Annotated in this window: 6 protein-coding genes; 2 read left to right on the forward strand and 4 right to left on the reverse strand. The window is 52.2% G+C overall.

All coding sequences use genetic code 11. The annotated features are described in order from the left end of the window. Window positions 1-212 precede the first annotated feature (212 nt). Window positions 213-617 (reverse strand): hypothetical protein, encoded by a 405-nt coding sequence (locus H9Q78_RS13080; protein WP_249302275.1) that lies wholly within the window; start codon window positions 615-617, stop codon window positions 213-215. Between the two features lie 252 nt (window positions 618-869). Beyond that, window positions 870-8,438: a GEVED domain-containing protein gene (locus H9Q78_RS13085; RefSeq protein ID WP_249302277.1), complete on the reverse strand. Its 7,569-nt coding sequence runs from the start codon at window positions 8,436-8,438 to the stop codon at window positions 870-872. A 220-nt stretch (window positions 8,439-8,658) separates the two neighbouring features. On the opposite strand from H9Q78_RS13085, the gene H9Q78_RS13090 reads away from it, so the two are divergent. Next, window positions 8,659-9,648, forward strand: coding sequence for a hypothetical protein (locus H9Q78_RS13090; RefSeq protein WP_249302279.1), 990 nt, complete (start codon window positions 8,659-8,661; stop codon window positions 9,646-9,648). Between the two features lie 38 nt (window positions 9,649-9,686). On the opposite strand, the gene H9Q78_RS13095 is transcribed toward H9Q78_RS13090, so the two are convergent. Then, a complete protein-coding gene (locus tag H9Q78_RS13095; RefSeq protein WP_249302281.1) occupies window positions 9,687-10,517 on the reverse strand; it encodes a class I SAM-dependent methyltransferase in 831 nt (276 codons plus the stop codon). Between the two features lie 67 nt (window positions 10,518-10,584). Next, window positions 10,585-12,000 carry a GntR family transcriptional regulator gene (locus H9Q78_RS13100; RefSeq protein ID WP_249302283.1) on the reverse strand — a complete coding sequence of 472 codons (1,416 nt, stop codon included), beginning with the start codon at window positions 11,998-12,000 and terminating at the stop codon, window positions 10,585-10,587. Window positions 12,001-12,235: 235 nt separating this feature from the next. On the opposite strand from H9Q78_RS13100, the gene H9Q78_RS13105 reads away from it, so the two are divergent. After that, on the forward strand, window positions 12,236-14,647 hold the full coding sequence (locus H9Q78_RS13105; RefSeq protein ID WP_249302285.1) for a PAS domain-containing hybrid sensor histidine kinase/response regulator: 2,412 nt from the start codon (window positions 12,236-12,238) through the stop codon (window positions 14,645-14,647). The last annotated feature ends 24 nt before the right edge of the window (window positions 14,648-14,671 follow it).

Genomic DNA, 14,671 nt, shown 5'->3' on the forward strand with positions numbered 1-14,671 from the left:
CCATAACGCTTGGAACAGAATATCATACTGAGATCAGAAACAATCTTCCAAGGTGTTAATTTATTATAGCATGAAATAAAATACTTTTTGGAATCATTTTTTAATAAGCTCAGATCAAACCCCAGTTAGACACCGGCAGAATTTCCGGACCGTCACGATTTCGGTTCGCTGGCGATGCAGTGGCTGCTATATCCCCGCTTCGGCAGTACCGCTCACATGTCGGCGGGAAATCCGCATGATTTCCCGTCTCCGGTTCGCTCAGAAACGGAATCGGTATCTTTCGTTTCTGTCTTCCTCCACCTGGGGAACACCGGCCTCTGCCCTGCGGCGCTCACCTTTAGACCGGTCCGAAATCTTTCTGCCGGTGTTCTATCTGCCGCACCATTTCGGATGACTTCCATTTTCCTGATTTCATAAAAGTACCAGGTATCCGCACGGCCCGCGCGCGTACCGCAGCGGGCCACGGTGGCCGCCTCAATGGTTTTCAAAACAACCGGAAGCTTATCGTGGTGCGGGAACAAGAGCAGGAGGAATGATCCGATTCCATCGTAAGGTGAGCGCCGCAAGGGCGTTAGCAGGATCTTCCCTGCCGTAGGGAGGCAAAAATCGTATATCATACGGATTTTTGTTGGAATCTGACATGGAAAAATATCGATTTATCTATGTCAGTTGGAAAGGACCGACCAGAGGCCGTAAAGATCCTGGTTACGGCTGCCAGCGAGCCGCCTGGATGGAATCGGATTTCCTCCTATCAAGTAAATACAGACAAAGAAAACTTGTTTGCAAGGTATTCAAAAGTACAGAAAAACGACGGCCCCGAAGGGCCGCCGTAGAATAATTGCATTTTTTTCTTGTCAAGCGCCGTTTTTTTACCGGCAGACCCTCACGGTCGCTGAGGAGCGGTTGTTGTCTGGATTCGGGTCAGGAGTTGAAGCGGATACCACAGCTTGGTTGGTGATCAGCCCGCATGCGCACCGGTCCACATTGGCGGCGAGGAGTATGGTGAACGACGCGCCGCTTACCAGATCGCCGGCCGCCAGCTGTCCGGACCACGGATGCCATGAGAATCCGTTGTTCAGGGAATAACGGCCGTGCAGAAGCTCAGATGGAAGCTGATCGGAAACCATCACGTTTTTAGCCGTGCCGGGGCCATTGTTTGTCACGGTGATGTGGAAAGCCGCCGGCCTGCAGGGGCATACCGTATCAGAGCAGGCCGTCTTGGTAATGGAAAGGTCAGCTGCGTCAGGGACCGTGACCGTAACATTGGCCTGACTTCTGTTGTTGGTGTAATCCGGGTCCGGCGTATCGCTGCCAACATATACGATATTGGAAACAATGCCGGCTGAGGCGGTCACTGTCCCCCGGAGCAGGATCGTCCTGGTTCCCTGGTTCTCCAGATTTCCAAGCTGGTAGGGGCTGCTCCACGGAGACCAGCTTGCGCCGCCGTTTGTGGAGTATTCCAGATTGGAAAGTCCATTCGGTATATCATCACGGAGCCGGACGTTTTCGGCTTCTATGGTGCCGAGGTTCCGTACGACGATCTGATAGGTCACCGTATCTCCAGGACTTGCAACGGCGGTCTCAGCCGTTTTCTGTACGGAGAGGTCAGCAGTCTCAGCCACAGGTGTATTTATGGTATCCGTGTTGTTATCCGGATTCGGATCCGGGGTGGTAGAAGATACGGATGCCGTGTTTTCTATGCTTCCGGATGCGTCGGACGGAAGCAGGGTGCGGATCAAAAGTCTGGTTGAGGCTCCGCCGGATATGGTGCCCAGCTTGTAGGAACCGTACCACGGCTGCCAGCTTACACCACCATCCAGAGAATATTCCGCATTCCGCGTCAGGTCAGTCAGCAGGACATCGTGAGCCTCGGCAGGTCCCGCATTGGCGACCAAAAGGGTGTAAGTCAGATATTGCCCCGGGACGGCAGGTGACGGATGGGCCAGCTTTGTCACAGAGATGTCGGCAGCATCCTGTACAGGAGTGGTTTCGGTCACCGTATTGTCTCTGGGATTTGGATCCGGGGTGGAAGAGGATACGACGGCGGTGTTGATGACCATGCCGGATGCCGATGCGCTTAAGGTTCCTCGTATCAGCACCACGGCGGTGCTTCCGGCGCTCATGGACGCGATTTCATAAGGGGATCTCCAGGGCGCCCACGTAGCTCCTCCGTCAACGGAAAACTCTGTGCCGGATATCTGACTCGGCACCGCGTCGACTAAGGTGACGCGTCTGGCGGTTCCCGGCCCGCTGTTGGTCAGCGTCAGAGTATAGGTGATCTTCTGCCCAGGCACGGCGGGGGACGGAGAGGCCGATTTGGTAATAGACATATCAGCCATATTTTCTGCCCGGATGTTGAGGGAGGACGTGTTATTACTCGTATCCGGATCCGGTGTATCGCTGCTTACAGAAGCAGTGTTGGTAATGATAGTAGCCGATTCCGGCACGGTACCGCGCACAAGGAAATCCGGCAGTGTGCCGCCGGCCGGCAGCGCTCCGGCGTTATAGCTGCCGTTCCAGGTGTGCCAGGAAGCTCCGCCGTCGGCAGAGTACTGGACATTGGTCAATTGACCTGTCGCCTCAGTGTCCCTTATGATAATATTTTCCGCGGTATCCGGTCCCGCATTGCTGACTGTGATGCGGTAGGTTATCTGCTCACCGGGGGAGACGACGGCCTGCTGGGAGGTTTTGCGTACTGCCAGATCCGCGAGCTTACTTACAGGTGTTACAACTGTTGAGGTGTTATTGTCCGGATTCGGATCCGGGGTGTCACTTCCGATGACTGCCGTATTGTTGAGAGACGCGCCGCCGGTATCAGAGGCCGGCAGGAGTCCGCGGAGTATGACGGTCAGTGTGGAACCTGCCGGCAGTGAGGCAGAGTGAAAGGTCCCGTTCCAGGTATTCCACGTTTTGCCGCCGTCGGTGGAGTATTCCTGATTTGTGAGCCGTGCGGGCATGGTATCGGTCAGTGTGATGTTCTGCGCGTCCGCCGGTCCCGCGTTTGAAGCCGTCAGCGTGTAGATGACATAACTGCCGGGGACAGCAGGGGTGGGACTGGCAGTCTTCCTGATGGAGACATCGGCGGAGGGGGCGGCCGGACGTTCATCCACCGATAGATTATCCGTGGGATCCGGGTCCGGAGTGGCGGCCGTCACCACAGCGGTGTTTCGGACGGTCCCTGCCGCGGACGGATCTAGGGTCCCCCGTATGGTGAGAGTTGTTACAGCGCCGGGGGCCAGGGATGCAATCTGGAGAGTGCCGGTCCAGGGGGTCCAGCCGGATGAGCCGTCCGCCATATATTCCGCGTTGGAGAGGATTCCCGGTACCGTATCAATGACAGTGATTTCTTTGGCAAGAGAAGGACCGGCGTTTCGGATGGTCAGAGTGTAGGTCAGGAGCTCTCCGGGAACGGCCGGATTCGGCGTACCGGTTTTTTGGATGGAGAGATCTGCCGACGGGGCCAGCGGCGTTTCTATTGTCGTAGTATTATTATCCGGATCGGGATCGGGGGTAGTGGTAGTGACGGAAGCCTGATTGGTGAGCTGCCCCTCTTCTTCGGCTCCCACCGTGCCGCGAATGACGACGGAAACGGTTCCGCCGGCCGCCAGACTCCCGATCATGAGGCTTCCGGTCCAGGCCGCGTATGCGCCTCCGTTCAGAGAATACTCCGGATTTTCCAAAGCAGTTGCGGCAGTGTCTGTAAGGATCACATTCGCGGCGGTGTCCGGCCCTGCGTTGCGGACAGTAATAGTATAAGACAGTGGAGCGCCGGGAACGGCCGGATCAGGGTCCGCTGTTTTTGTTACGGAGATATCCGCCGATGTTCCTATCGGAGTCCGGTGTGTGAACGTATTGTTGTCTGGATCAGGGTCCGGTGTGACGGAAGAAACAGAGACCTCGTTGACGAGCAGCCCTGTGGCCGCGGCGTTCAAGGTTCCGCGGATCAGGACAGTCCTGGCTGCGCCGCTGTCCAGATTGCCTATATTGTAAGGACTGGTCCAGGGATTCCAGCTTGTTCCGCCGTCGGTAGAGAATTCCACCTGAGTCAGGTCTGAGGAGACCGCGTCTGTCAGAGCGACGGCTTCCGCGGTGTTTGGTCCTGCGTTGTTCACTGTGATCGTATAAGTCAAAAGCTGGCCGGCCTCTGCCGGGGTCGGAGAAGCAGTTTTTGTTACGGAAATATCTGCAGAGGTATTTACCGGCGTCAGGACCGTATCGGTATTGTTGGACGGATCGGGATCGGAGGTATCGGAACTGACCAGTGCCGTATTGCGGATGGTTCCCGTAGCTGCGCCTGATACCGTACCCCGCAGAAGAATCGTCACATCGCTTCCTGCCGTGACCGTTCCCAGGCTCAGGGTTCCCGGCCATGTGGTCCAGTTTGTTCCGTTGTCGGTGGAATACGTGACATTGGAGAGCAGAGAAGGAGCCGTATCTGAGATCTTAACATTCTGTGCGTCGGCCGGTCCTGCGTTGGAGGCCGTGATCGTATAGGTCAGAAGATCTCCGGGAACAGCCGGGTCAGGGCTGGCTGTTTTGGTGACAGACAGATCCGCTGAGAGATTCACAGGTGTTACAACGGTCGAGGTGTTGTTGCCGGTGTCGGGGTCCGGGGTACTGGAGGAAACCGTGGCAGTATTGGTCACAGAAGTGCCGGCGGAAGAGGCTACCGTACCTCTCAGATAGATAGTAGCGACGCTTCCCGGCTGGATGGTCCCGACGGTATAGGGACTGCTCCAGGGATTCCAGGTGGTTCCATTCAGGGAATATTCTGCTCCGGTCAGGGCAGCAGGCAGGCTATCCTCCAGACTCACGTCAGAGGCCGCGGAGGGTCCCGCATTGCTGATCGTGACGGTGTAAGTCAGAGCCTGCCCGGGAACGGCCGGATCCGGAGAGGCCGTTTTGACGACGGAGAGGTCTGCGCTGGCAGTTACGTCCGTGATCACAGAATCATCGTTATTGGATAGATCTGGATCCGGTGTGGATGAAGAGACGGACGTACTGTTTGTAAGACTGCCGGATGCGGACGGACTGAGGGTTCCGCGTATGCTGATCGTCACAGAATCGGAAGCGGCCAGAACCGGAATGGTATAGCTGCCGGTCCAGGGTGAATAGATGCCTCCGTTCACGGAATATTCTGTTCCGGTCACTGCAGCAGGGACGGCATCGGTGACGGACACATCCTGGGCATCGCTGGGGCCATGGTTTGTCACTGTTATGGTATACGTGACAGGACCTCCTGCCTCAGCCTCTGCCGGTCCTGTCTTTGTGACTTCCAGATCCGCAGAGAGGGCGGCAGGAGTGACGGTGGTGAAGGAGTTGTCATCGGGGTCCGGATCCAGGGTATCACTGGTGACGACGGCAGTATTTACCAGGTTTTCCGCCTGAGATATAGAGACGGTCCCCTGGATCGTAATGGTGGTGACGGCTCCGGCTGCCAGGGCAGATACCGTATATTGCCCGTTCCATGGCGCGTACGCACTGCCGTCCACAGAGTATTCTGGATTCAGGATACCTGCGTGCAGAGGATCGGTTACCGTTACATTTCTGGCGGGTGACGGCCCTTTGTTGGTGACGGTGATCGTATAAGTCAGCGTTTCGCCGGAGGTCACCGGTACGGGACTCGCCGTCTTGGTGATGGCCAGATCGGCTGTGTCCTCGGTAGTCACCGTTTCGGTATACGTGTTGTTGGACGGATCGGGATCCGGAGTGGAGGAGTCCACAGTGACAGTGTTGGAAAGGGGGCCGGAAGCTGAGGAAGGATCTACAGTCCCGCGCAGGTAAACCGTATAGACGGAGCCTGCTTCCAGACTGCCTGCCGCCAGAGTTCCCGTCCAGGGCGCCCAGTTCACGCGGTCCAGAGAATATTCCGCGTTTAAAAGCTCGGCGGGGATGGCATCGTTTATGGTGACGTCATCGGCGGGAGACGGACCGCTGTTGGATACGACAATGGTATAGTTTAACTGCTGGCCAAGGCCTGCCGGGTCTGGCTCTCCCGATTTTACCACGCTTAAGTCAGCGGAAGCATTTTTTGGCACCTGGACGGTGACGGTGTTGTCAGAAGGATCCGGATCGCCGGTATTGCTGGTCACAGAAGCCGTGTTGGTAAGGGTATCGGAGCTGCCGGATTCTACGGTCCCCCGGAGCAGAAAAGAAAAGGTGACATCAGGATCCAGTGTCCCGATAAAAAGCTGTCCCGTCCAGGGGAGCCAGTCGGCGCCGCCGTTCAGGGAATATTCTGGAGAAGATAAATCAGATTCCACGATATCCGTGATATCGGTGTTTTCAGCCGGATCGGGCCCTTTGTTGGTGACGGAAATGAGAAATTCAAATATTTCCCCTATGGTGGCTGATGCTGCCCGAGGCTCTTTCTGAATTACCAGGTTGGCAGAACGTTCAACGGGAGTCGTAACTGTGTCCGAGTTGTTTCCAGGGTTTGGATCGTCAGAGGACGCTGTGACAGTGGCTGTATTGACGACAGGGCCCAGGGTGGAACCGTCGAAAACTCCCTGCAGGGTGACAATGACCACCTGGCCGGGTGCCAGGGTGCCGAGGGGAAGGGAACCGGTCCAATAATCAAGAGGACCGCCGTTGACACGATACATGACTCCGGTGATTTCCGGCGGAACAATATCCTCCAGAACGACGTTCAGAGCTTCCTCAGAGCTGTTATTGGTAATCGTGATGGTGTATTGAATGGTATCTCCCGTGTGCAGCACCGGGAGATCTGCCGTCTTGGTCAGTGATAAGTCGGCGGTGGTGCCGATCTGCAGAATATAGTCCTCCACTTCGCCGTCGGAAGCAGGGCCGACGCTTCTGGTATCCTGCAGCTCCTGGCCGGTGTCGGTCAGGTTGTCACTGGTGATCCGGAGCCTCACAAAGGTGTGGTCCGGTGTCAGGACAGTGCCCGCAGGCCGGTTAAAGATGAGAGTGTATTGGCCGGTTCCGGAGCCTGCGGGAACTGTGACTGCAGTTGCTGCCTCTGAAGCCTCGAATAGTCCGTTTTTGTTAAAATCCACCCATCCGTAAAGATTTGCGGCACTGCCCGTATAGTTGGTCACGGTCACATTCAGGGAATAGGAAACGGCATTTACCGAAAGGAGAGGCAGAGGGATGGAAAGACCGTCGTCCTGGATGCCCTGGGTCAGATCATCCCCGGTCGCTGTCGCATTTTGATGAGCGTCTTCCTCTGCGGTCACCATCGTACCCAGATACAGCCCGGTGCCGATGCCATGACGGGGACCGTTGCTTGCCAGGAGTGTATTGTAGTTTCCGGCTCCGCCGCTGCCTCCCGCGTCTGGCGCGTCGCCGAAATCCAGCTCTATGACTGCGTAAGGGCACATGGCTGCGTCATTGAAGGCGTCCACCTGTGTGCTGGAAAAACGTGTGCCGGAGGCAAAATCTCCGTTTAGGATATATCGGTAAATGGTCCCGTCCGCGTTGTTCACCGCGTATAGATTGCCGTTTCCGTCTATGACCACCGAGCCAAAGGTCTCACCGGGGTTTGGACCAGCGGTGTCGAGAGGGGTAACATTTCCGGTTGTTTCGTCGATTCGGTATACGACACCGTTTCGTTCTACCCCGTACAGCCGGTTGTCTCTCGGGTTGAAGGCCCAGTCTCCGATGGTGAGTGGAGATGAGAGCGGAGTGCCGTAGTTGCCGGTCTGTTCCACATAACCGTTTGCAGGGTCCACAAGTTTCAGAAATGTCGGAGAATCCTGCCTCAGATCCACCGTATAGAACCGGCCAGTACCAGGAGCAAAAGCGTAATAAAAGCCGGCCAAGTCCATGGCGCCTACCGAATAGGCAGCCGCCGGCATTCCGGCGGGACGGGGATAGAGGAGCATGTCTTGAGCGTCCTGGCCCACGCGGATCAGGGTATTTGCAGCCTGGTCATATCCATAGATATGGTTGTCGAGGACATTGTAGCCGATGGCATTGACGGCGCTTCCCTGATTCAAAGGGCCATAGACCGTTTGGGCGCCGGTCACCAGATTGATGCCCAGGCGGTTAGTCGGGCGCCCTTCAAACAGATACATCTCAGCGTCGCAGGGAAGAGGAGAACCTAAGGTGTCATGGCTGAAATCAGGGCCGTTGACGGTCTGGTTTCCAGTGATTTGTTCTGGGGTCACGGTAACGGCCGCTTTTCGGGGGCCGTTGGAGTACGAGTAGCCGGCCGGCTGCCCCATGACGGACGGCGGACAGGCAGAAGAGGCCTGAACGGTCTCGTATACGGTATAGGTTCCGGCCTCCGCAATGGAAAAAGAATAGCGGCCGTCCGCCCCTGTGGTAGTCCCGGCACATCCGGGAGTGCCGGATGAAGAGCCTGGGACGGTATATAGGATGACATTCACGCCTGAAATGCCGGGGTCACCTGAGGTGAACTGACCGTCATGGTTCAGGTCGTGAAATACAGTGCCTGTGAGTGTTGCGGGCATATATGATTCCTCCTTTAGGTTGCTGTCAGATCTTGATATTTACAGGATGCGGGCATAAAAAAAGAATTCCGTCTGTCCTGTATAATATTAATGTATTCCCCGAAAAAAGAGGAGTGCACAAGGAGGGCACCAAAGCTTGTATCCCTGCTATTGCTATTTTTCCGGATTCTTTTATAATAGAACAAAGAAATCTCGGAAGATTTTAAGGGAGGAGATCTGGATGTATAAGATAATAGATGAATCTGGCAATCTATACTGCCAGTATAAGTATGAAAAAGAGGCGGAATTTGAACGGATGGTCGTTTCCAACGCAGAGGCGATCTTCGGCGCGTCGGGGATCTATTTTGACATGAAGAGGCTCATCGGGACTCCGAAAAAGGGGGCGGCGGTGCCGGACGGATACTATCTAGATCTGACCTTTCATGACAATCCCCGTCTCTATCTTGTGGAGGTGGAGCTCACAGGGCACGATGTCTACGGGCATATCGGAGAGCAGATCCTGCGGTTTGGAATATCATCTGAAACAGACAAGTACAAGATGAAGAGCCTGCTGCTTGACAATATCGACCGGGATTTTTCAAAAAAGGAAAAGCTCTGTCAGTTTTTTCGGGAGTCAAGATACGGAAACATCAATGAATTGCTGGATAAGGTCATCTTTGACAGCAAGCCGGCGGCAATCATCGTGATAGATGAGGCAACAGAGGAGCTGTCCAATGTGATGGGGCAGCTGACGATGGCGACGGAAGTCATCGAGGCACAGACTTATATCTGTGGAAACGAAAGGCTGCATCGTTTCACTCCCTTCAAGGATGACGTACTGACCGGCCTGCCTGCCGCGGAGGATGCCGATGAGCTGGATACGATCGTCGTTCCGGCCAGAAAAGAGGGCTTTGAGGAGGAGTTCCTGAAAAACAACAGATGGTTCGCGGTACGGATATCCGGAGCCATGCTGGACAGAATCCGCTATATCGCGGCTTATCAGGTGGCGCCGGTATCCGGTATCACTTATATAGCAGAGGTGGACAGGATTGAGAAATATAAGGATACCAACAAGTATATTGTGCTTTTCAGGCCCGGTTCTCTGAAAAAAATCAATAAAGTGGGCCTTGGGAGAAAAAAGGGCCAGGCCCCTCAGGCCCCCCGCTATTCCTCCTATGACAGGATCCTGAAAGCGGGATCTCTGGATGATATCTGGGATAAGTCGCTGTAAAATTTTAATTCTTATAATCTTGAACATTCAATGAAACATTACTTTTCTAATAGGACTGCGATTGTGTCGCTATCGGATTGATAGCTCTTTCCCGTAACATCACTATATATGCCGCATACTTTAAAACCAGTTTTTTCGGCTTCTTTTATTAAGCGTTTTCCTGAGAAATAAGTGTTCCATAGATAATAAGGTACGATTTCGTCTTTTGAGACGATCGTTATCAAATCCAAAGTCACATAATCCGGATACTTGTAGAAACCGCTTAAGGCAGCGTATTCATCGGGACGCCAAAATCCGCCGTTGCAGCAGAACTCCCAGATCTGCTGTTCTTTGAAATTATTAAATTTATTCATAGAAAAAACATCCAATAATAATTTTCCGCCTGGATTTAGATGATGAAAGATTTTGCCCAGGATAGCCTGTCTTTCATCTGGAGACAACACACCGTAATCGCAGTAAATCATCACAGAAAGGTCGAACCGGTCCATTAAATCCATATTTAAATAATTTTGATACAAATAATGAATGTCTAAATTCTTATCCATGGCAGATTGCTTTGCAAAATCAATAGAACGTTTCGAGAAGTCTATTCCAGTAACATGATATCCTGCTTCGGCAAATTTTTCAGCGTAGATACCGGGCCCGCATCCAACATCAAGAAGTGAAGGATATTCAGAAGGAGGGACAAGTTCATTTATCCATGCGGCAGATTGTTTAATAAATTCTAGCCTTCTGCTGGCTCCGTCAAATTCCGGATCCAAGTGTGCTTTAAGCATTTGCTTGGAAATATATCCATCGTTCCAAAACTCAGCATTTGATTTTGTATAAACAGGAGGCAGTATTAAAGATTCAAAAAAGCTGTTGTTCATTTTTTTCCTTTCTGATGTGGGGTATACCACAAGGAGCGCATGGGAAGAATAATTCAGCAAATCTGGATCACGAAGCAGAAATGGGCGGGAGATCCAGCGTACCGGCTTCTTCGATTCCCACGGAAACCGCTTTTTTTCTGCAAGAATGAAAAAGGGCGTGGAGGCTTTTTTCTAATTCCTCGGAAAAACGGCGGCTGTCTCCGGCCTCCAGGCTTTCCGCGAGGTTTACGGCATAAGCGCCCAGACTGGACGCGGGCGGCAGATATGAGAGCGGATATCCCCATATGAGATGACTCAATAGGTGTTCATAAATATCCCGGATGGATAAGTATTTTTCAGAGCGGAGCAGAAGATTCAGGCAGATTACTTCCATAAGGCCGGTCCGGTTCAATTTCTTTGCAATACAGAGTCTGGATGAGGCGTCGAGAAGCTCTTCTCTCTTCAAGCAGGGCAAAATCCCTTCTGTCACTTTTCGGCAGGTGATGGCCAGAATTTGAAGACAATACAAAAAAGAGAGGATTTTCTTTTGGACCTGGAGATCCTGCCAGTCGACCCTTTCTAAGCTTTCTTGTTCAGAGAGGACCCTTGTTCCTCTGCCGTTAATGGATTCTGTTATTCCAAGATTATCTAGGAGCTTGATGGTCCGGCGCATGGTAATGACCGCGGCAGAAAACTCTTCTGCCAAAACGGATGCGGATGGAAGAAAGGTGCCTGCGGGATAGATACCGCAGAAGATTCGGCAGACCAGCTTGGCGGCGATGCTCCCGCATATCTGAGGCTTTGACCAGCGGTAGAAGTTTTCAGCGGGCAGACTCTCAGACCGCGGGATAAGGACAAACTGATATTTCTGGTAAATTTTATTGACCAGCGTCCGAAGTTCGTCGAAATCTCCTTTCTTTCGTACGAAGAGAATCTTCCGGAAATACTGGCATATCAGTTCATGAGGCGTTTGCCATTTTGGTGCGTCCTGAAACATGCGGGAGAGGAAAAAGGGATAGGAATACAGCAGTACATCGTAGTAGAGATCGTCCAGCAGTGGATTTTTAAGTTTGCCGACGATTCCGGACAAAAACCGTATTACCGGCTCGTCCCAGGCGTTGCCGGGACAGCTGAGGATCCTGCCTAACGATTCCAGATCTTCGTCATCGCAGAGAAAGAGTCCGTAACAAAAAATGCTTGGCAGAAAAAGTGCCAGGCTTTGGTACAGATCCTGGAATGTCTGTTCCGAAGTATACAGGCAGGGCGGCAGTTCTCCGGCGGCGTCAGGAGTGCGGACGAGTACAGGCCGCTTATTTTTGGCTGTAAAAATATAACCGTCTTCTTCCAGCATTTTGTAGGCACAGCGTATCGTCATAGTCGAAACGCGGAACATTTTGCTGAGTCTGTGGATGGAAGGAAAGGGTTCCTTTTCTGGATAGAATCCGTAGTGGATTCGCGCCATCATATAACGGTAGATCAAAATCTGAAAATTTTTCTTCTCCAATAGTCCGACACCATTCTTTCTTAAATACCTGTGATAAAGTATACCATGTTTTTTAATTAAAATCTATTTTTGATATCCGTTTGAGTATTCCCAAATTATTCTTTCCATGTGGATAAAAATGTGATATGATGATAAAGGTCGAGGGATGACGACAGCCGACAGACTGCCATATAATGATAAAAGGGCGGCAGCCCCATTCCATTGTTTAGAAAGGTAATTACCGGGAGGATTCAATATGAAAAATGAGATAACAGACTCTGCCGGAATTGTGACAGCCCAGTCGGCTGATTATGAGTATAATACACTGATGCGGCTTTTGGGCGTCAGCGTGAGCAAACATCTGCTGGATGAACATTTTACGCTGGTCTGGGCCAACGATTTTTATTATGAGCTGATCGGCTGGCCAAAAGAAGAATATGAGGAGATTTTTCACAACCGTCCGGATTTATATTACGAGGACTTTCAGGATGAATGGAAGGAACTTACGGAGACGGTCATGGAAACAGTCGCGAAGCATCAGAACGGATATCGTCTGGTGGCGAAGATGCCCCAAAAAGGCGGCGGACATGTATGGGTCCAGATTTGTAATTCGTTTTCCGATGAGTATGTGAACGGATACCAGGTTTCGTATACGGTCATGACCAATATTGATGATTTGGTACGAGTTCAGAAAGAGCAGTCGGTCACTTACAGCAATCTCCCGGGTTTCGTAGCCAAGTTCCGCGTGGACGGAGACGGATTTCGTTTTCTATATGCCAATGACCGGTTTACAGAATCCTTTGAGGAATTTTCGGAAAACGGTCTTTATAAAGGAATCACGAATTATGGATCGGAGCAGAATCATTCTGCGTACCGTCAAAATTTTCCATTAATGCGTGCCGGTAAACCAGTTCATTTCACACTGCAGGCAAAGGACAGATCAGGCGGCGATATGTGGCTGCAAGTCAACGGAGACTGTGTTGACTGGCTGGACGGAAACCCAGTTTATTTGATTATCTATATTGATGTGACGGATATCACGGAACAGAGGGAACTGCAAAAGCAGCTGGAGGAGCGTTCAGAAATGCTGCACAATGCCCTGGAATCGGCAGAACAGGCCAACCGGGCGAAATCGGAATTCTTGTCCCGCATGAGCCATGACATCCGCACGCCCATGAATGCGATCATCGGTATGACCGCCATTGCGGGAACTCATATTGATGATAAAGAGCGGGTCTTAAATTGCTTGGAAAAGATCACATTATCTTCCAAGCTGCTTTTAAGCTTGATCAATGAAGTGCTGGATATGGCGCGGATCGAAAGCGGGCGGATCGCTCTCTCCGAGGAAGAATTCAGCCTGAGCGATCTGCTTCAGAATATTATTACGGTCATGCAGCCGTCTATCATGGATAAAAATCACCGTTTTAATATCCATGCTTACGGGCTGCGTCACGAAAATGTCATTGGCGATCCCCAGCGGATCCAGCAGGTCTTTTTGAATATCCTTTCCAATGCGGTCAAATACACGCCGGATGATGGGGAAATCCTGTTTGAAATCCGGGAAAAGCCGTCTCAGATCCAGGGCTGCGGCTGCTATGAATTTTCTTTTCAGGATAACGGATATGGCATGAAGCCGGAATTTTTGAAAAAGCTGTTCACCCCTTTTGAGCGGGCGGACGATGCCGACGTGCGTTCCATCCAGGGAACAGGGCTTGGCATGGCCATCAGCCAGAATATTGTCCGGATGATGAACGGCGATATCCAGGTGGAAAGTGTCTATGGGAAGGGATCAAAATTTACAGTCATTCTGTATTTGGAGGTTTGTGAAGAAGAGAAGCTGGATCTAAAGCTGAAAGAGACGTTTCCTGTATTGGTGGTGGACGATGACAGGATTGCCTGCGAAACTGTCTGCGAACGGCTGGATGAGATCGGACTGAGCAGCAGATGGGTGCTGAGTGGAGAAGAAGCAGTGGAAGAGGTTGAGAAGAACCATCGGATAAATGAGGATTTTCTTGCTGTGATCATAGATTTGACGATGCCGGGGATGAACGGCATTGAGACGACGAGGAAGATTCGGGCTGTGGCGGGTCCCGATATTCCAATCATCCTGATTTCCGCTTATGACTGGCTGGATTATGAAGAAGAAGCGCTGGCGGCGGGAGCCAACGGCTTTGTCGTCAAGCCGATGCTTAAGTCCAATCTGGTCTATACGATCAAAAAATACGTTCTGAAAGAAAACGTGGAATCCAACGCGAGGCCTCAGATACAGTCAGAACGATCCTACAAAGGGAAAAGGCTGCTTTTGGTGGAGGACAATGCCTTTAATCGGGAAATAGCGGAAGAAATCCTTGGCCAGACCGGGTTTGCGGTGGAGACGGCGGAGAATGGCCTGGAGGCGGTCGAACAGTTTTCTGCCGTTCCAGAATTTTATTATGATCTCGTCTTTATGGATCTGCAGATGCCGGTGATGGATGGGCTGGAGGCGGCCCGTCGGATACGGAGCATGGACAGAAAGGACGCGGCTGCGGTTCCTATCATAGCCATGACGGCCAATGCGATGAAAAAAGATATGGAGGCTTCCATATCCGCGGGAATGAACGCCCATCTGGTGAAACCCCTGGAATTGGAATTGCTGTATCAGGTGATAGAAAAATACATGGGCGGCTGAACGGCCGCCTCTTCTTCGCGGAAA

The sequence above is a fragment of the Qiania dongpingensis genome (assembly GCF_014337195.1).
GTDB lineage: Bacteria > Bacillota > Clostridia > Lachnospirales > Lachnospiraceae > Lientehia > Lientehia dongpingensis.

Excerpts from the sequence above, each read along its gene's own strand:
- H9Q78_RS13080 (WP_249302275.1), bottom strand. The coding sequence starts at position 617 with ATGATATACGATTTTTGCCTCCCTACGGCAGGGAAGATCCTGCTAACG.
- H9Q78_RS13085 (WP_249302277.1), bottom strand. The coding sequence starts at position 8,438 with ATGCCCGCAACACTCACAGGCACTGTATTTCACGACCTGAACCATGAC.
- H9Q78_RS13090 (WP_249302279.1), top strand. The coding sequence starts at position 8,659 with ATGTATAAGATAATAGATGAATCTGGCAATCTATACTGCCAGTATAAG.
- H9Q78_RS13095 (WP_249302281.1), bottom strand. The coding sequence starts at position 10,517 with ATGAACAACAGCTTTTTTGAATCTTTAATACTGCCTCCTGTTTATACA.
- H9Q78_RS13105 (WP_249302285.1), top strand. The coding sequence starts at position 12,236 with ATGAAAAATGAGATAACAGACTCTGCCGGAATTGTGACAGCCCAGTCG.